This is a genomic window from Clostridium sp. (genome assembly GCF_036660475.1).
In the GTDB taxonomy this organism is placed as follows: Bacteria; Bacillota; Clostridia; order Clostridiales; family Clostridiaceae; genus Clostridium_J.
This window is the reverse complement of the sequence record NZ_JAVXAO010000024.1, coordinates 1-20,427: the sequence shown is the minus strand read 5'-3', so window position 1 is coordinate 20,427 and position 20,427 is coordinate 1. Positions and strand designations below refer to the sequence as shown.

Genomic DNA, 20,427 nt, shown 5'->3' with positions numbered 1-20,427 from the left:
TTAACAATTATATATTTTCTTTTAACAATATCAATAAAATTTGTTATAATCTTTAACATAGGATATAATTACATCAGTAAATAAAAAGGGGTGTTATCCTTGAAGGAAATAGAAACTAGAATCTTAAGAATAAATGTAGAAGAAATAAAAACTAAATTACTTAGTCTTGGTTGTGAAAAAGTCAAAGATGAAAATCAAGTTAACAACCTCTATGATTTTCCTGATAGAAGACTTTTAAATAAAAAAGGTTATGCTAGAATTAGAGTTGTAGAAGACAACCTACAAAACATAGTAGTAAATTATATGACTACAAAAAAGCTTCTAAGCCAAGATAAATATAAAGTCATGGAAGAAAACGAAGTCATAATAGATGATGCTATTGTTGGTGCTCAAATTTTCGCCGCTCTTGGACTAGAACTAGTAGAGTCAATAAAAAAACATAGAGAAAGTTATAAGTATAAAAATTCTCTTGTTGAAATTGATATAAATGATAAAAACTTTTGTCCTTTTCCATACCTAGAAATTGAATCTATGGATGAGGAAGAAATTAAGGAAATTGTATCACTTCTTGGATATACCATGGAGGACACAACCTCTCAGACTATATTTGAAATTTTAAATAAAGAAGGATCAATTAAAGGAGTATAATGTTTGGTTATGTAACGCCCTATAAACTAGAACTAAAAATAAAAGACTATGAGATGTTTAAAGCCTACTACTGTGGACTTTGCATATCTATTAAAGATAATTTTTCTAACCTATGTAGAATGTCATTAAACTATGATATGACCTTTTTAGGAATACTTCTAGATAGTTTAGAAGATAACAAACATGAATATATAGTTAGTAAATGCATGGCTCATCCCATGAAAAAAAAGCCTAAGGTTATAAATAATAAGGCTCTGGATTATGCAAGCTTTTGCAATGTAGCCCTAGTTTATTATAAACTCTTAGACGATTATGAGGATGATAATGCTCTAAATAAAAAATTAATCTCCCTATACATTAAAAGATTTTTAAATACTAAGGATTCTGATTTATCTCCTCTACTAAGTAATATAGAAGAAAATATAAAAACTTTAGGTATACTTGAAAAATCAGAAAATCATATTTCTATTGATGAACTTAGTGATAGTTTTGCATCTTTAACAGGATTCATCATATCATATTATTATAAGGATAAAGATTTTCATGGTGACTTGTATCAACTTGGATATAACCTAGGAAGATGGATTTATATAATAGATGCCTATGATGACTTAAAAGATGACATGTCTAAGAATAAGTTTAATGCTATAAATAAAGCCTTTAACACTTCAAATCTAAGTTATGAGGATTTAATTTTAGAGCAACAAGATAGAATTGAATTCAATCTTTTAATGAGTGCCAATGCCACAGTGGAAGCCTTAGAGAGACTTCCCTTAGAAAAGAACAAGGACCTGTTGTTTAATATATTACAACTAGGCCTTATGAATAAAATAGAAACTATAAAATCAAGGAGTGACAAGAAACATGAATAATCCTTATGAAGTACTTGGAGTTAAAGAAAATGCCTCTCCAGACGAGATAAAAAAAGCTTACAGAGAGCTAGTAAAACAGTACCATCCAGACAAGTATGAGAATAACCCACTTAAAGACTTAGCTGAAGAAAAACTTAGAGAGATAAACGAGGCCTATGATACTCTATCTAAAAAATCTTCTTCTAACTCTAATGGAAACTATGGTGGTTCATCAAATTATAGTGGAAACTCTAATAACTATAATGATCCATCTCTTCAAGCAGTTAGAATGGATATCAATAGAGGAAATATTGGTGGTGCAGAAGCCAAGCTTAATGCCATCTCCAATAGAAGTGCCGAGTGGAACTTTTTAATGGGAGTTGTACATCATAGAAAAGGTTGGTATGACAGTGCCAATAATTTAATAAATACAGCTTGTAGAATGGATCCAAACAACTTTGAATATAAACAAATGGCCAACCAATTAAATAATACACAAGCATCTTATAGAAACACCTATTACGGACAAAGAAATAGTTCCAACGATATGTGTGGTACCTGTATGAATCTTTGGATGTTAGATACTTGTTGCGAATGTATGGGTGGAGATTGTATTAGCTGTTGTTAGGCATCTTAAAAGGAGGTTTATATGAAAAATACTAAGGCCTCTAATATAGCACGGGGCGGCATTCTTATTGCTTTGACCCTTATTATATTATATGCTGCAAATTTTATAACCTTTAATACTTTATTTTTACTAGGATTAACTTCTGCAATTATACCACTTGCTATAATTATAAGTGATGTTAAAACCAGCATAATGGTATATGCAGCCTCATCAATCCTAGCATACTTTATTATACCCGATAAAACCCTTTGGCTTTTATACACTATAATCTTTGGGCCCTATGGTATATTTAAACTTTTCATAGAGAAGCGTAGAAATACTTTTATAGAATTAATATTAAAGATTATATATTTTAATGTTGTTACTTTAATGTGTTTTATTCTATATAAACAATTCTTTATGCCAACTATAAATTTAGAGGTTTCTATTATAATGGTAATTATTGGTGGCAATGTGGCTTTCTTTGTATTTGACTATGTACTGACGGTTTTCGTTAATAGTGTAAAAAATAAGAGATTTAAATAACTTGACATATACCATAGATATAATGTATAATTTTAAAAAACTTAATAAATCATTACAGTGATTAGGAGTATTAATATAATCCTTTATTTTCAGAGAGTTACAGCATGGTGTGATGTAACAATAAAGTTATATGAACTTACCTATGAGTTTACTTGACAAAATCAAGTACGGATTAACCCGTTATCTTATTAAGTGAGACCTTTATGGTCTAAATAGAGTGGTACCGCGGAATTACAAGCTTTCGTCTCTTTGTATAGAGATGAGGGCTTTTTTTTATTTGATTATGTATTAATTAGGAGGATTATTATGGCTAAATATGGAACTGCTACGGATAAAAAGTGGCAAGACAAATGGGAAGAAACACAGTTATATAAATTTGATGAAAATAGAATGGATAAAAAACTATACGTTCTTGAGATGTTCTCTTATCCTTCAGGAAGCCAACTTCATGCTGGTCACTGGTTTAACTACGGACCTGTAGATTCATGGGCTAGAATGAAGAGAATGCAAGGATATAACGTATTCCAACCAATGGGCTTCGATGCTTTTGGACTTCCAGCAGAAAACTATGCAATAAAAACTGGAGTTCATCCTAAGGATTCTACTGATAAAAACATTGAGACTATGGAAAAACAACTTAAGGCTATGGGAGCAATGTTTAACTGGGAAAATGAAGTTGTAACTTGTAGACCTGACTACTATAAATGGACTCAATGGTTATTCTTAAAACTTTATGATAAAGGTCTTGCATACAGAAAGAATGCTCCAGTAAACTGGTGCCCTAGCTGTAACACTGTACTTGCAAATGAGCAAGTAGTAGATGGGGTTTGTGAGAGATGTGAAACTGAAGTAACTAAGAAGAACTTAACACAATGGTTCCTTAAGATTACTGACTATGCAGATGAACTTTTAGAAAAACTTGATACTTTAGATTGGCCTGAAAAAACTAAGTCAATGCAAAAACATTGGATAGGTAGATCTACAGGTTCTGAAGTAACTTTCAAAGTTAAGGATTCTGATATTGAATTTAGTACCTTTACTACAAGGGTTGATACTTTATTTGGAGTTAGCTACGTTGTTCTTGCTCCTGAAAATGAATTAGTAGATAAACTTACTATAAGCGAAAATAAAGCTGCTGTTGAAGCCTATAGAGAAGCTTCTTCAAAGCAAACTGATATAGAAAGACAATCTATCTCTAGAGAAAAAACTGGAGTATTCACTGGTTCTTATGCTATAAACCCAATAAACAACCGTGTTATTCCAATCTGGGTTGGAGACTATGTACTTAATACCTATGGTACTGGTGCAGTTATGGCAGTTCCAGCTCATGATGATAGAGACTATACTTTTGCACAAAAGTATAATCTTCCAATAGAAAGAGTTATTGAGGGTGGAGATGCTCTTCCATTTACTGAATATGGTCCAATGGTTAACAGTTCTAAGTTCGATGGACTTAAGGGTGAAGAAGCTAAGGATGCAGTAGTTTCTGAACTTGAAAAATTAGGTCTTGGTCAAAAGAAAGTTAACTACAGATTACGTGACTGGTTAGTTTCAAGACAAAGATACTGGGGTGCTCCAATTCCAATGATTCATTGTGATAAATGTGGAACTGTTCCAGTACCTGAATCACAACTTCCACTAGAGCTTCCATATAACGTAGAATTTGCACCAGACGGTAAATCACCTCTTGCAAACTGCGATGAATTTATGAACACAACTTGTCCTACATGTGGAGGCCATGCACAACGTGATGCCGATACTTTAGACACCTTTGTTTGTTCTTCATTCTACTATTTAAGATATGCAGATAATAAGAACACTGAAGAGGCATTTAACACTGATTTAATAAATCAAATGCTTCCTGTTGATAAATATGTAGGAGGCCCTGAGCATGCTTGTATGCACCTTCTATATGCTAGATTTATAACTAAAGCACTTAGAGATATGGGACTTTTAAACTTTGATGAGCCATTTTTATCATTAACTCACCAAGGATTAATCCTAGGACCTGACGGACAAAAAATGAGTAAATCTAAAGGAAATACAATCTCACCTGATGACTATATCAAAGAGTATGGTGCTGATGTATTTAGAATGTATCTAATGTTTGGCTTTGGTTACATTGATGGTGGAGCTTGGAGTGATGACGGTCTAAAATCTATAGGTAGATTTGTAGATAGAATTGAAAGAACTCTTGATTCATCTATTGCTGAAATCAACTGCAAGAAAACTGCTAAAGATACTATGGATGCTGCTGAAAAAGAGCTTAACTATTGGAGACACTTTGCAATTAAAGGTGTTAGTGAAGATTCTGAAAAGCTTCAATTCAACACTGCCATTGCAAGACTTATGGAGCTTACAAATGCACTTCATAAATATCTAAACGAAGAAGTTAAGAACACTACCTTCTTAAAAGAAGTATTAGTTGATTACATTAAACTTCTTGCTCCATTTGCTCCTCACTTTAGTGAAGAACAATGGGAAAACCTTGGAATGGGATATTCAGTATTTAATCAGCAGTGGCCTGTATTTAACCCAGCCGCTCTAGTTAAAGATGAAGTTGAAATCGCTATCCAAGTTAATGGTAAAATTAAATCTAAAATAAACATCTCAACATCATCTTCTGAAGATGAAATAAAAGAAGCAGCTTTAAATGATGAAACAATTAAAGCTACTATCGAAGGAAAAACAGTTAGAAAAGTTATAGTTATAAAAGGAAGACTTGTAAATATAGTTGCTAACTAGCCTGTTTTTAAGTAAAAACTAATAAGGACTTCATATTATCTTTACAGAGATAATATGAAGTCCTATTTAAATAGTTTAATAAAATATTCTTAACAGTACTACGCTGTTATATCCTTCTTTACAAATATCATATGACTAATTCCATAACATATAACAATCCAACCTAACATAACCATAACGACAAAATTAAAGTTTATAAAAGTTACTCCTAACACTTCATTCATTTTCCCACTAACTACTCCCCTACAATCATAATAACTAGGAAATAGAAATGGTAATACCTTGTTTATGGAACTGGATTTTTCTAGATAATTCATATTTGTAAATCGCTGTAATGTTATACCCTGGGTTAAAACTATAGAAGTTATCGCTACTCCTGTAGCTATTCCTGCATTTTCTATTATAGTTGAGCATAATAAACAAAATGAAATACATGCTGTAATTCCCAGCCCTTGAATAATTAGTACTTTTACTATTAATGTTCCTTGACTAATTAGTACTGTGCTTCCTAGTATAGGCTTTGTTATTGCCTTTAAATCATTTATATAAGCTGGTGCTACCGATGTATACGTAGTTTCTGCAAGTACTGGAAGTGATGGATCTCCAAATCCAAATATAAACCCAAGTATAATAAAATATATAGCCTCAAAAACAAGTATAAGTATATTTATAACCACAACAGATACTAAGAATTTTGCAAATATAATTTTCCATCGTTCTATTGGTTTAGTGACTAAAAATTTTATTGTAGCAGGTTTATTTTCTCCTGCAACTACGTCAACTACCATTACTCCTACTATAATAAACAAACCTAAAAATCCAACAGAAAACAACATATCTGGTATTAAATCAAAAGCCTCTAATTTATTGCTGTAATCATAGGGTATATTATTTTCTAGATAATACTCCTTTAAAAGTATATTACTCCTTTCATCTTCAACTATGCTAGGTATCTCCTTGAACCTCTTTGTTTTATCCCTTGAAAATTCTATATCAATTTGGACCTTTTCTTCCCATGGAATACTTTCATCTTGCATTATTTCAAGATTGTTTACCTCAAGCTTTAAGTCATTAATAAACTTTTCATACGTTTTAATATACTTCTTATCACTGGCAACCTTTTGTTCCTCATATTGATTAATCTGTTTTTTTAGGTTATCAATATAATGTTGTGGATCCATAACCTTAACTCCACGATACGTATATATGACCATAGATACAATAAAAATTATAGTAAATAGTATTAGCGCTATATAAAAACTTTTCCTTTTAATAAACTTCTCAAATTCTATTTCTATTAACTTAATCATAGTAACTCCCCCCTATACCACAATATCCTTATTTACAAACCTTCTATAGGCTATCCCTATAAATATAAGACCCCATATTAAACATATAATTAAACCAGTTCCTATATTGATTTTAGTGGTGTTTAATAATAAATTTATCTTACCATTTATTACATCTCCCCCAATGCCATAGGATGTAAATAAGTATGGATATATAAAGGAAAGCCCCTTTTGTGGCATAACGAAGGTAATTGCATTAAATAAAACCATGGCTATAGAACTCACCATTAAACTCATGCCATTTGATACACAAAAAGTAGAAATTAATATACTAAAACTAGCAGCTGTAAATACATAAATAACTTGCAGTATAACTGTTTTTATTAAATAACTATATGCAGTAATTATATAGGTACTATTCTTTATTGCTGATATACTACCTAACCCATCTACACCATAGGTTGTACCTACTAAAATTGGATAGGCAGGATTTCCCCTATTGAAAATGACACCTAGAATTAATAACATTACTGATTCTAATAGGATTAATGTTACAGTAGTTATAAAAAATAAAGATAGAAATTTGGTTAAAATTATCTTTCCTCTTTTAATTGGTTTTGTTGCTAATAATTTTATCGTAGAAAATTGAATTTCCCCGCTTATTGAATCATGTCCTAATACCATTACCATAACTGGCAAAAATAGCAGACTTATAAAGGATATAATTTCACCCATGTCTATAAATGAATAAACTTCATAAGGTTTCCTTGGCTCAATATCATTTTCTAACAGATGATTATTTACTAAAATCTCGCCATTAATATGTTCAACTTCATTATATTTTAGCAACACCTCTGCTTGTTCTTTCTTTACTTCTAATGATTTATTCTTTTTAACTAACTTATCTCTCCAATTATAATTTGGATTTTTAATTTCTTCTCTAAGTTCCTCATTTTCTTCTTCAATCCGCTTTATATCAGCTTCATATTTTGCTTTATTCTCTTCGCTGATATCCTCCTCCCTGAGCTTTGCTTTGTAGTCTACAAGTAAAATTTCATTGTTTGCTAGTTTAACTTCCGGGCGTTGATTTTGCGTATAATCATATACCATATTTGTTTTAAGTGCCATCAACATTATTATTGCTAAACAGAAAATAAGATATTTTTTACTTTTAACTAGTTTAAATAATTCTACCTGAAAAAGTTTCAACTTACTCTCCCCCTCTAGCAATTTCCATAAATCTATCCTCTAAGTTTTGTTGAACTTTACATATATCAAGTATTTCTATGCCCTTTGTTGTTAAAACATTTATAAGCATTGGAAAACAATTTTTCTCACAAGTTAGTAGTAACATATCGCCTTTATCTATAACATTTTTAATAAAATCAATATCCTTTAGAGCCTCTATTGCTTTATTGTTGTCTGATACCTTAATGGAAATACTCTCGATATTCTTATATTTAAGATTCTTTGTATCCTCAACTGATATTATTTCTCCCTTATCAATAAAAGCCACTCTAGTGCAAAGCTGTTCTATCTCTGCAAGGATATGTGATGATATAAATACCGCCGTTTTATGCTTTTCCACTAAATCTCTTATAATTTTTCTAAAGTCTACTATACCTATAGGATCTAGTCCATTAGTAGGCTCATCTAAGATTAATAACCTTGGATTTGGAAGTAATGCTTGACCAAGTCCAAGTCTTTGCTTCATTCCCAAGGAATACTTTTTAACCTTATCATCAATTCTATCCTTAAGTCCTATAACTTCAATAACTTCATCTATTCTTTTTTTGTCTACATTACCATAAAGCTTTGCAAAGATATTTAAATTCTGGCGTCCTGTGAAATCTTCATACAAATCTGGATTTTCCACTATGCATCCCATAGAATCCACAGCCTTAACAAACTGCTTTTGGACATCATATCCATTAATATATACATTTCCCTTGTCCGGCTTTATAAGTCCTGTAATCATTCTAATCGTAGTAGTTTTACCAGAACCATTAGCACCTAAGAAACCATAAATTTCTCCTTCATTAACCTCAAAGCTTATACCCTTTATAACCTGAACTTTTCCATAAGATTTATAGACTTTATCCAACCTTAAAATTGTAGACATAAAATCACCCTCCCATAATATAGTTAATTTTCCTATTTATAGTATTATATACTTATATCCTCTACAATTCCACCATCAAATAGAGTTATAATTCTATCTGCCCTATTTGCTATCTCCTTGTCATGGGTTATCATTACTAAGGTTTGATTATATTTTTTTATAGATGTTGTGAGTAACTCTAATACCTCATTACTATTTTTGCTATCTAAATTTCCTGTAGGTTCATCCGCAAAAATAATTGAAGGCTTATTTGCTAATGCTCTAGCAATTGAAGTTCTCTGTTGTTGTCCACCTGATAGTTCTCCCGGCAAATGCTTTGCTCTATCTTCTATATCTAAAGTTTTCATAATTTCTCTAATATGAGCTTTATCAACTTTCTTTCCATCCATAAGTAGTGGTAACTTAATATTCTCCTCTACTGATAATATAGGCATTAGGTTAAAAGCTTGAAATATAAATCCTATATTCCTTCTACGAAATGCTGATAACTCATTTTCATTCATAGCATATATATCTTTATTATTTACAAATACTTTTCCACTTGAAGGTCTATCAAGTGCCGCTAATAGATGTAGAAGAGTACTCTTCCCCGAACCACTTGGTCCTATTATGGCTGTAAATTCCCCTTGATTTATAACTAAATTAGTAGGTTTTAGCGCTGTAACTTGAGTATCCCTACTTCCATAAACTTTGCTAAGCCCCTCAGTTCTTAATAATTCCATGTATTAACCCCCATTCTAATATTCTTCTTCTAGATGCATATTTAATAAATTGTTTTAATAAAATTCTTTCTTATAATATATAAATAAGTAACCTTTAATAATAATTTTTCCTTACAATTAATCAACATCTCTTATACTTTCAATAATACTAGAATTAAAGAGACTTCTTGATGGAAGTACTGAAGATAGTATTGTAATTAATATAGTTACAATAAAGGTTCCTGCTATATTAATAATTGGCAATGTCCAAGTTATTTCTTGTCCAAATAATACCTTTGATTTTGAAGCAATTATTATGGATATTATAGTTCCAAGTACTGCTGCAACACCACCTGACACTACCCCATATATTACCCCTTCTCTTCTTATAATCTTCTTGACTTGCTTTTCACTGAGTCCCATAGCTCTCATAAATCCAAACTCTCTTTTTCTCATAATAGCACTCATATTCATGATATTTATCAGGTTAATTATACTTACTATAGCTACAACTATTACTATGGTATACATAGCAAATACTATTTGAATATTATTCCTTCTAACTTTGGCCAATTCTTCCTTATATGAAACTATTCTTACATCTCTTTCTTCACTTAAAGTTTCTCGTATTAGATTCTCAGTTTCTTCATAGTCAGCACCAGCCTTTAACTCAACATTTAAATGTTGATATCCATATACATTCATATAATTCATCATGGTTTCCTCACTCATAATAGCCATAACTGAATCTTTGTTATCTAAAGTATTGAATGCATCCTCACTAACAATAGCGCCTACTACAAATTCTGGATATCCAATTCCTAAAAATGTTCCTGCTGAATTAAATTTTGCACACTGTATCTGCAGTTCATCTCCAACCTTAATATTAGTATAATTATGTCCATTTAATCCCTGTGAAATAATCAAAACTTTTTCTTTTTTCATCATATCTATATTTATTTCACCTTCAATAATATATTCCTTTAATTTTTCTAAATCCTCATCACAGTACCCGTAACTTCTAATTCCGAGTTCATACCTATTTTGCTCAATTAATTGATTGAGAAATCCACCCATTTTAGCTTCATTTTCCAAATGTTTTATACCTTCATCCGTAAACATATCCTTTGGAAACTCTATTGAACTACTTCTTTCCTTTTGTCTTAAAATTATATTTATTCCTGGAATTGAACTTATCCGTTCTTCCACTATCCCCATTTCAGAATTCAATTTAAAATCTGCTCCAAAGTTATCTTTAAATACGGCCACTGGATTTGTGCACCCTATTATATAATTTATAACTATAAACATAGTTATGGTTATAATTAAGGATAAGGACGTAGTTATAAATTTTTTCTTATTTCTGCTTATATTTACATATGACATATGACTTTCAAATCCAACCCACTTCAAAATAAAACTATTATCATCTAATGATACCTTTATTTTGCTTCCCTCTAATTCCAAATTATTACTACCTGAAATTGCCTTTAATGGTGATATTTTCGATGCTTTTCTTGCTGGGAAGTATGATCCTATTAATATCGTCATTAATCCTATACTAATTGCTATAATTAATATTCTAGGTTCTATACTAAGAATTGATCCTAGGTTATCTATTCCCGTAGATATTCTTATAACAATTCTCGTTATCCAATTACCAAACAAGATTCCCAATGGTATAAATACAACTGCCATTAAAAATCCTTCTCCTAAAATCATTATCTTTATCTTCCAAGGCGGGCAACCAACCGCTCTTAACATTCCAATTTCTTTCGTTCTCTCTGACACACTTACATTAAAAATATTATAGATAATAATACTAGAAATAATCACTAAAATAACAAATATAAAATATATTATAGAATCATATTTCTTATATTGATTTTCTAAATCTAACTTAGAATAATTCAAAGTGAAATCACCTTCACTATAATCTCCATCCACCAATTTCTCTACTGCTGTTTCAGCTGAATATCCTGATTTTATAGTAATGTATGCCCTAGCCTCTGCCTCCTGAGTAGTTATCCCATTACTTCTCAATAGTTCACTTGCATACTCAGGTGTTATATATGCCTTCCCCTCATTAGGTGCATAATAATCTCTAAATGTATTCTTAAAAAGTCCAGTAATAACAAATTGTGATTCTCCTTTTTTATAGTAAAATTCAGTGTTTCTTCCCCTATACGTAGTTGTATATGGAATTGTTATCTTATCTCCTATATTGTATTTTTGTGGCAATAAATCTAATATCCATTTCTCTATAGCAATTTCATTATTCTTTTCTGGATACCTGCCTTCAATCAGTTCAAAATTTAGTATATCCGTTACATTATTTTCATAAGATGATATCTCTAACACATTTTCTGTGTCAGGAACTTCATACCTACCAATAGGTATTACCGCTGTAATATCTTCTACTACATCATCCTCTTTCAACCTTTCAAAATTTAAAAAGCCTCTAGTATATAAATCAATATCATATACTCCCCCTGAGTCATCCACCATTTTTTGATATATTGATTCTTTTAATGCACCAGATATAGTACTTAAAGATACTATAAGCGCCATAGAAAGCATTATTCCTAACGCTATGAATACAACTCTCTTTTTATTCTTTATGATATATCTAGGAATAATAGCCCAAAAGCTTTTCATGAAACTCCCCCCTATATTCTATTAGAGCTCTCACAGAAACTCGTTAGTTCCTGTGATTACTCCATTTTATTAACTTTATTTTTATAACTTCCCCCACTTTTTTCACATAAAACACTTGACAAGCATATAGAAATTTGGAGTCATCATCCCTGTAAACAACATTTTTTAGGAGGGTCGTTCTATGTTTAAAAATTGGACTTCTTATGCTGAATATCAGCAATTTCTTATAGACCTGCTACACTTCAGCCTGAAATATTTCGTTCATTTTCACTAATGCTTTTTCAAAAATAAACCAACATTACTAAGTGGTTAAAAACTTCATTCTGATGATATACTTGCAGCTTGTATCGTCTGTACTATTGATTATTCCACACTTCTAATAGAATCCACTATCGTAGCTCTAAATAATTGTCTACCTGAAATCATGGACGATATTGTTGTAACTATAATAGTTATCGTACTTATAATTAGTATTATTACAATCGGAAAAGTCCATGTTGAATTTCTAGATATTATATATATAAAGTAAGTTACTAATGTACCTGATGTACATCCTAATATACTTGCTAGAACACCATATAAAATACCTTCAACCATAATCATCTGTTTTATTTCATCGCAGCCAAACCCTATGGCCCTCAACATTCCTACCTCTTTGCTTCTCATTATAATATTCATCTTCATAATATTTATTAAATTAATCATACTTACAACAGCTACTATAAATATAAAGCTATATAATATGAAACTTAGCTGAGTATTTTGAAGTTTAATTTCTTCATACTCTTCCTTAAATGATTTTATATTGGCTTCTCTTATTTTCCCCAAAGCTATTTTTAAGTTGTTATATGATTCTTCATATTTCACACCATCATCAATGGTCATATTAATTAAATGATATCCATTCATATCTAAATATTTAGTTGCCAACTCATCACTAATGATAATTGAAACACTAATACGTCCATCTGAAATTTGAAATTTTGTATCATCGAGCAATGCTCCTACCTTAAAATCTTGGCTAGAAGCACCTATTTTTTCACCATTATCACCATATTTTTCAAAATATAGCTCTATATTATCACCGACCTTGATATTTGTATAATTGTGGTTATTTAAATTTTGAGCAATAATTAATGTAGGTTCATTATTAAAATTATCTATACTTCCTTCTATAACTTTACCCCTAATATTTTCTAATGCGCTTTTGTCATATGCATAGAGCATGGTGTCAAAATTATATATTCCTTTTTCAAATGCATCTCTTTGTGTTTCACTCTTTTTACTTTTTGCTTTTAAATAGCTTAATCCATCCGAGGTTACCATTTCTTTATCTACATATATATTTGTAACTTGAGATTTAACTTTTGAAATAATACTTACACCATCTACAGTACTTAGTTTATCTATGTCCTGTACGCTTAATCCTGCATCATTATTGGATGTAATTTTGAAATCTGAATTCCCATAACTTTTTTTAAATTTTTCAGTAGGATCTGCTTGCTTTATCAAATAATATGCTGACATAAGTAATAGTATTGTCATACTCAATGATATTATTGAGGTTATAAACTTCTTCTTATTTCTTTTAATATTTATAACTGCCATTATATTTGAGAATTGAATGCTTTTACCATTGATTTTAAAATTATCAACTGTAATCTTATCTCTTTTTAAATTTACATTCCCACTTTCATTTATAGCTTCCATTGGAGATACTTTAGCTGCTTTATTTGATGGGAAATAGGTTCCTATAATAACTGCAAATAATCCTATAACAACTGAAGCTATTACTCCTGCTTTTGGCATAACTATCAAACTAGATAGTGTCTCATACTTTAAATATATCATCATTGATTTTACAACCGTATTCCCAACAATTATCCCTATAGGTATAAAAATAATTCCAATAATTATTCCTTCTATCATCACTAAAGCTTTTATTTTATTTGGTGATGCCCCTAGGGCCCGTAGAATTCCAAATTGCTTTTTTCTTTCCATCACAGATACGGCAAATACATTGTAAATATTTATACTTACAACCATTCCAAAAATAACAAATAAAATATAACATACTATATTTAAAGTTTTAACTCCTCCTAATAATAATATTTTTTCATTATTCTCTTTGAAGTCAATGTTATAATACGTACTATTGCTACTTAGTATTATATTACCTTTATTTATTGAATACTGAGGGTCTAAATTTATAAAACCACCATATGTTATTTTCTTATTTTTTAGTTGTTTCTCAGAAAATTCTCTAGTTACCCATCCATTAGCCACTGGGCTATTATCCGTTAAAATGGATTTATATTCAAACACACCAACTAATGTAAATTCACTTTCCACTTCCTCTGCTTCCTCTTTTGATATGTATTCTAGCTTATATTTAAGTTTAATTTTATCACCCACATTATACTCATTAGGAAGATAATCTAAAATCCATTGTTCTAACGCTATTTCATTATCCGAATTAGGTTTACGTCCTTCTTTGAATTTAACATTCATAAAATCAGTAATATTATCATCATAGCCTTTAATAGCAATAGAATACTTTGTATTTTCTAGTTTTAAACTTCCAAGTGGTAGTATTGTAGCTAAATCATCTACAACTTCATCTTCCTTCAATTTATCTAAATCTTTATTATCTGATGTATTAATCTCGATATCATAATATGCACCTAGCCAATTCTTTTGGTTCTGAATTAAAGTCTTAATAAAAGATTCTTTCATTATAGCTAGTGACATAATTAAAGTTATAGATAGAACTATTCCTACCGCTATAGACATTACTCTTTTCTTGTTTTTTATGATATACCTTGGTACTATTCCCCAGAAACTCTTCACAACTCCACCTTCTTGTCATCAGTAATTATTCCATCTGAAATAGTTATAATTCTATCTGACATAGCAGCTATATTATTATCATGGGTAATCATTATTAATGTTTGATTATAACTTTTTATAGTTTTCTTTAAAAGTTCTAACACCTCTTTACTATTCTTACTATCTAAATTTCCTGTAGGCTCATCGGCAAATATTATTGATGGTTTGTTAGCCAACGCTCTTGCTATTGATACTCTTTGCTGTTGCCCTCCCGATAACTCTCCCGGAAGATGACTTCGCCGTTCATTTATATCAAGAACATTCATAAGTTCTGCTATATACTCTTCATCTACACTCTTTCCATCCATAAGTACAGGTAATTTTATATTTTCCTCTGCAGAGAGAATGGGAAGTAAGTTAAATGCTTGAAATATAAACCCTATATTTTTTCTTCTATATCTTGAAATTTCCTTTTCACTCATTGAATAAATATCTTTATCATTTATAAACACTTGTCCTGAAGATGGCTTATCAATTCCAGCTAAAAGATGAAGTAAGGTACTCTTACCTGAACCACTAGGTCCCACAATAGCTATAAACTCACCTTGTCCTACTTCAATGTTAGTTGGTTTTAATGCTTTAACTAAAGTTTCTTTAACACCATAATTTTTAGTTAAATTATTTGTTCTCAGCAAAATCATAGTTATTCAGCTCCTATTAAATCTATTTTTGAAATTATTATTTTATATAAATGTTTTCTAATTCCATGTCAATGGGTGGCTTATCCTCTAAAACATTCATAGATAGTAGCGAAATCATAATTAGCAATAATAAAGTGCATTTTTCTGCTTTACTCATTTCTTTCAACTAACTCATACTTATAGAACTAATTTTACATGTAATTTGATGTTTTGTAAAATATTGAGATTAAATGCTTCATTATGTTATACTAAATTATATAATAAGCATATATTAATTCCTTATTTTTTCTACATAACTTAATTTGTTTTAATAAGTTGTTCTTTTATAGAACATTTGTGAAAATTTACTATGAAAGAGGTATTATATGAATAAACTTGGATATAAAATTAAAACTTTAAGGAAGTTAGCTAAACTTACTCAAGAAGATTTAAGTTGCAGTATTTTAAACCGCACTTCACTTAGTAAAATTGAAAATGGTAACCTCTCGCCTTCAATTTCTCAATTAGAACATATATCATCCAAATTGAAGACAAGCGTAACTGACTTACTAAAAGAAGATTATGCTGAAGAGTTATTTCTATGTTCTAATAAAAGTAATATATATATTGAGGATTTATATAACAATGAAAAGTATTTTAATATAATAGAAGAAATTAAACCTTTTGATTTTATAACACACTATTATCTAGGGATGAGTTATTATAAAATTGAGTTGAAAGATGAGGCAGAAAACCACCTAAATAAATGTGAAGATTTATTTAATAAACTGTGTGAGAATGACAAGCTCACTAATGTAGAAAATTTATGTATTGCTCTTAACTCCTTAAGAAAAATCAAAATCAAAAGTTTTAGCGATAATGATAATTTAGTCTACTTGGAAAAACCTTTGAATTATCTAAATTTATATAATAAGAAAAAATGTGAAATTTACTTTATTATAATCAATAATATAAGCGCTTATTATTTATATAGTGAGGATTATGAAAAAGTTATATCGTTCCTTGAAGACCTCTTGAAAAATAACTTTAAGGTAAGCTCACTTACAGTACTATCCTCTATACATCTTAATCTTAGCATAGCTTATTTTTCTTCAAAAAATTATGGCAAATCTACAGAACACATAAAAAAATCTATATTTTTTTATAACTATATTGATGATATTCTTGAATCAGGAGAGTGTTACATAAATTTATTTAACTCTTACCTATACAGTAATAATACTAAAGATTGTGATAACCTCCTAAAATTTTTATTTGAAAATTATAGAGATGATAGACTTATAGAAAGATATAAAGTATTAGAACTTAACTTTCTTTATAATACTAACAATATAAATAGTATTTTAGATAAAAGTAAAAACATAAATTATAGGAATCTAAAAAATAAAACAAAGCTAGATTATGACTTTATACTTGGTAGAGTAAATTTTATCTTTGGTAACTATACTGCTTCCCGTTGTCGCTACAATAAATGTTTAACCGCCTTAAATAAAACTCATAAATACTTAGATTTATCCCTAGCTTATGCTGATATGTTTGAAATATGTGGAAACAATGAATATAACATGAGATCTTCCGAATGTAAAATTTTACATGAAAACCAAAAATACAACCACATGCATCCTAACATAACCTCACCACATTATTTTTCTTATTTCAATAAAAGCTAACTCTTAACCTATTCATGTAAATTACAAAACATATAACAAAAATAATAATATTAACTTAAATTTTCTACACAAAAAAATCAGAGGATTAATTTCCTCTGATTTTTATTTTCCACTATGATTTACTGGTAATTTCTTTATTCTTTTAAGTTCTTCTGAAGACACTGTTTCTCTTATTGTAATACAACTATGTCTTGTTGCCTTTTCTTTTACAGTCACTGATTTAATAAATATATCGTCATGCCATATCTTAACTAAATATGTTTGATTTGGCGGTAATGGTCCAAATAAAAATTGACCATATTCATCAGTAAAGGTATGGGTTATAGGTAAAATGCTTAGTGGATCATTATGGTCCTGAAGTAAAATCAACTTCACTACTGCATCACTTACTGGTTTGTTATTTTTATCAATTACCCTACCATAGATAACAGCTCTTTTATCATCACCAGTTTCAACTATAGCATCTATGTGTTTATCTCCATACGTAGTTGACTTAACTTTTATTAATTGTTCACTCATATTATATTCCTCAGTCAAATATTGTTATATGTCATTATATGAGGTATATATTATTTTGTTACCTACCTGTTGTATCTATCAAGAACTTTTTTAGTTTCTTCTAAAAGGCTTGTAAGTTCAAAGACTTCTCCAACCTCTAAAAGTTTATTTAACTCTTCTGTAAATCTTGAAGCCTCTCCAATCTTACCTTGAGAAGATAATGTTAGAATATTTTCAACGATGTTACTTACTAATGAAGATTTCACCTCAAAAAGCTTCTGTGCATCCTTAATTTCATCCTTTATTGTAAGCATCTCCGTATCTAGATTAAAAGCTGCATCCGCTGCATTCTTTAGCTTCATTCTAATATCTCCTGGTATATCATGCTTATATTTATAGTTTAGTGAATGCTCCACAGTAGCCCAGAAGTTCATAGCTAGGGTTCTAATCTGAAACTCTGCTAGCACCTCACACATTCCATTTGACATATTTACAGGATATTTTATAATCATATGGTAACTTCTATAGCCACTTGATTTAACATTAGTAACATAATCCTTCTCATAGATTATTTGCATATCTCGTCTACCACGTATTATATTTACCACCTTATCAATATCATCAACAAATTGGCACATAATTCTAAGCCCAGCTATATCCTCCATCTCATACTGAATTCGATCTAGAGGTATATCAAATTTATTTGCCTTTTCAAGTATGCTTGAAACTTCCTTAACTCTTCCTGTTACAAACTCTATATGTGAATATTCATTTTTTTTCCTAAGTTCTCTTCTAATACTTCTAAACTTTACCTTTAACTCCTCTACCGCTTGATCATAAGGAATTAAAAAACTTTTCCATTCAATAACAGCCATATATGTCATCCCTTTGCTCACCGATTGTATTATTTTCACAGTTAATTATAACATATGATGATGTGTTGTGCTAGTTAAGTTGATATGCAATTATTTTTACACCTATTTAAAAACAATTTTGAAATCTACTCTACTTTAGAAATTTTAGAATAGAGTCATGTTTTATTTCATTGTTGAAGTTCTTCTCGATATCTGATTTTAAACACAAAGAACTGGCCCTCTTAGGTATTTAATGTGAATGAAATTAACATCCTGCTACTCCAACCCAATCCTCAATTTTAAATTCTAAACCTCTGATTTTTAATTTTAAATTAGAAAATCACATATCCTCTAGCAAAATTGCCTTCATCAACTTCTCCTTCAACACTTCCCTATCTTCCCCATTATCCATACTAACATTTCCACGTTTAAGCCCATTCCACCCTACTTCTTTCCCTTGGTTTAAATAGGTTTCAAACTTACTGCCAAAGAGGGTTGTTGGAGCTAAATATTCCTGGAACTTAGTGCCTGTCCACCTGGCTTTCATATTGTCTATAACAGTTCTAAAATCCTCCACTGTGAACCCATCTTGAAGCTTTGACTTAATTAGACTAATGGTTACCTTGGTGTCACTTTTAAACTTCTTTCCTGTTTGCAAGTTCAAATAATCTATTATCTCAAATGCCCCTTTCCTTAGAAAGGCAAGGTTATTATTATATTTAATAGAGGAATCTTTAGTAGAGGAATTATTTGTTGTGGACTCACACTGATACCCCTTAAGATTTCCATCCATACCCTGAAGGTTTCCATCTCCACTATAGTAATCCACATCCACACTGTCCTTGTTTTCATCTATACTCTTTAGCTTATTATGTGTCTTTAAATTTTCATAAACTACTTCTATCTTATTCCTGCTTTCATGATTTATATCTTCAGAAACCACTGTTACTTTATTACTACTTTCATGATTTATATTTTCATCTTCCACTCTTTCATCTTCTATATTTTCCGTTTCTACATTTACACTACTAGTTATTAGCTCTATATATTTTTCACCTATGCCAAAATAGGAATACGTACCACCTTCTCTTATAACCTGGTGAGTAAGTACTCCTGCATCTCTTAATTTAAAAAATCTAGATTGCACAGTGCATTTTTTCATATTTAATATAGGTAACTCCCTCAAAACTCCATCATATCGAATCCAATAATAAGCTTGTCCATCTACAATCTTAACCTTCATTCCCTTAGACTCTTTAAAATCAATAAAATACCTAAGTATCGTTGCATCCATAGTATCAAGACCTAACTGAACTAACTTCTCTTGTCTAAAACCCATAATTGTATATTTCATTACTATCTCCCCTTACCATATGTATTTATCCCCTCAAAACCCATTCAAATAGTATATATGCAATTTTGAAATTTATTTACACCTATTTCAAAATAATTTTTAAATTTTCTTCTACTTTATAAATTTTTGAAGATGCCTTATGTTTTATTTCATTGTTGGAGTTTTTTTGAACTTCTAATTTTAAAGATAAACAAAATAATTTTGGTGCTATTTTAAATTAAAAACAGCACCAAAATTAGCAGTTTACCTAGAGGCCTCAAACCCTGTTGGCTCTAAGGTTTGAATACCCTAAGAACATAAAAACATAAAAACATAAAAACATAAAAACATAAAAACATAAAAACATAAAAACAT

General features: G+C 30.0%; 16 protein-coding genes and 1 other annotated feature. Of the genes, 6 read left to right on the top strand and 10 right to left on the bottom strand.

Annotated features, from left to right (window positions below; all coding sequences use genetic code 11):
- The first annotated feature begins 99 nt into the window (after window positions 1-99).
- From RSA29_RS18295 to leuS, 5 genes are all read left to right on the top strand, one after another.
- On the top strand, window positions 100-648 hold the full coding sequence (locus RSA29_RS18295) for a CYTH domain-containing protein (RefSeq protein WP_346944273.1): 549 nt from the start codon (window positions 100-102) through the stop codon (window positions 646-648).
- A complete protein-coding gene (locus RSA29_RS18290; RefSeq protein WP_346944272.1) occupies window positions 648-1,520 on the top strand; it encodes a DUF5685 family protein in 873 nt (290 codons plus the stop codon). Before RSA29_RS18295 ends, RSA29_RS18290 begins: the two co-directional genes overlap by 1 nt.
- Entirely contained in the window at window positions 1,513-2,127 is a 615-nt protein-coding gene (locus RSA29_RS18285) for a DnaJ domain-containing protein (protein WP_346944271.1), read from the top strand. The genes RSA29_RS18290 and RSA29_RS18285 overlap by 8 nt, the downstream gene beginning before the upstream one ends.
- A 21-nt stretch (window positions 2,128-2,148) precedes the next feature.
- Window positions 2,149-2,652 (top strand): hypothetical protein, encoded by a 504-nt coding sequence (locus RSA29_RS18280; protein WP_346944270.1) that lies wholly within the window; start codon window positions 2,149-2,151, stop codon window positions 2,650-2,652.
- Between the two features lie 48 nt (window positions 2,653-2,700).
- Window positions 2,701-2,904, top strand: a binding site (T-box leader).
- Window positions 2,905-2,958: 54 nt separating this feature from the next.
- Window positions 2,959-5,397, top strand: a complete 2,439-nt coding sequence (leuS, locus tag RSA29_RS18275; protein ID WP_346944269.1) for a leucine--tRNA ligase — start codon at window positions 2,959-2,961, stop codon at window positions 5,395-5,397.
- A gap of 98 nt (window positions 5,398-5,495) precedes the next feature.
- Here leuS and RSA29_RS18270 read toward each other — a convergent pair whose 3' ends face one another.
- The 7 genes from RSA29_RS18270 to RSA29_RS18240 all read right to left on the bottom strand — a co-directional run bounded on the left by RSA29_RS18270 (window position 5,496) and on the right by RSA29_RS18240 (window position 15,697).
- Window positions 5,496-6,707: an ABC transporter permease subunit gene (locus RSA29_RS18270; RefSeq protein WP_346944268.1), complete on the bottom strand. Its 1,212-nt coding sequence runs from the start codon at window positions 6,705-6,707 to the stop codon at window positions 5,496-5,498.
- Between the two features lie 12 nt (window positions 6,708-6,719).
- Window positions 6,720-7,895, bottom strand: a complete 1,176-nt coding sequence (locus RSA29_RS18265; RefSeq protein WP_346944267.1) for an ABC transporter permease — start codon at window positions 7,893-7,895, stop codon at window positions 6,720-6,722.
- Window position 7,896: 1 nt separating this feature from the next.
- Window positions 7,897-8,808 (bottom strand): ABC transporter ATP-binding protein, encoded by a 912-nt coding sequence (locus RSA29_RS18260; protein WP_346944266.1) that lies wholly within the window; start codon window positions 8,806-8,808, stop codon window positions 7,897-7,899.
- Between the two features lie 44 nt (window positions 8,809-8,852).
- Window positions 8,853-9,530, bottom strand: coding sequence for an ABC transporter ATP-binding protein (locus RSA29_RS18255; RefSeq protein ID WP_346944265.1), 678 nt, complete (start codon window positions 9,528-9,530; stop codon window positions 8,853-8,855).
- A 117-nt stretch (window positions 9,531-9,647) separates the two neighbouring features.
- Window positions 9,648-12,167, bottom strand: coding sequence for an FtsX-like permease family protein (locus tag RSA29_RS18250; RefSeq protein ID WP_346944264.1), 2,520 nt, complete (start codon window positions 12,165-12,167; stop codon window positions 9,648-9,650).
- Window positions 12,168-12,530: 363 nt separating this feature from the next.
- On the bottom strand, window positions 12,531-15,017 hold the full coding sequence (locus RSA29_RS18245; protein ID WP_346944263.1) for an FtsX-like permease family protein: 2,487 nt from the start codon (window positions 15,015-15,017) through the stop codon (window positions 12,531-12,533).
- On the bottom strand, window positions 15,014-15,697 hold the full coding sequence (locus tag RSA29_RS18240; protein ID WP_346944262.1) for an ABC transporter ATP-binding protein: 684 nt from the start codon (window positions 15,695-15,697) through the stop codon (window positions 15,014-15,016). The genes RSA29_RS18245 and RSA29_RS18240 overlap by 4 nt, the downstream gene beginning before the upstream one ends.
- A gap of 365 nt (window positions 15,698-16,062) precedes the next feature.
- Here RSA29_RS18240 and RSA29_RS18235 point away from each other — a divergent pair, with 365 nt between their 5' ends.
- Window positions 16,063-17,367 carry a helix-turn-helix transcriptional regulator gene (locus RSA29_RS18235; RefSeq protein WP_346944261.1) on the top strand — a complete coding sequence of 435 codons (1,305 nt, stop codon included), beginning with the start codon at window positions 16,063-16,065 and terminating at the stop codon, window positions 17,365-17,367.
- Window positions 17,368-17,469: 102 nt separating this feature from the next.
- Here the strand turns inward: RSA29_RS18235 and RSA29_RS18230 are convergent, their stop codons facing one another.
- From RSA29_RS18230 to RSA29_RS18220, 3 genes are all read right to left on the bottom strand, one after another.
- Entirely contained in the window at window positions 17,470-17,886 is a 417-nt protein-coding gene (locus RSA29_RS18230; protein ID WP_346944260.1) for a carboxypeptidase-like regulatory domain-containing protein, read from the bottom strand.
- 62 nt (window positions 17,887-17,948) lie between these two features.
- Window positions 17,949-18,740, bottom strand: coding sequence for a GTP pyrophosphokinase family protein (locus RSA29_RS18225; protein WP_346933069.1), 792 nt, complete (start codon window positions 18,738-18,740; stop codon window positions 17,949-17,951).
- 319 nt (window positions 18,741-19,059) lie between these two features.
- Window positions 19,060-20,073: a conserved phage C-terminal domain-containing protein gene (locus RSA29_RS18220; protein WP_346944259.1), complete on the bottom strand. Its 1,014-nt coding sequence runs from the start codon at window positions 20,071-20,073 to the stop codon at window positions 19,060-19,062.
- Window positions 20,074-20,427: the final 354 nt, after the last annotated feature.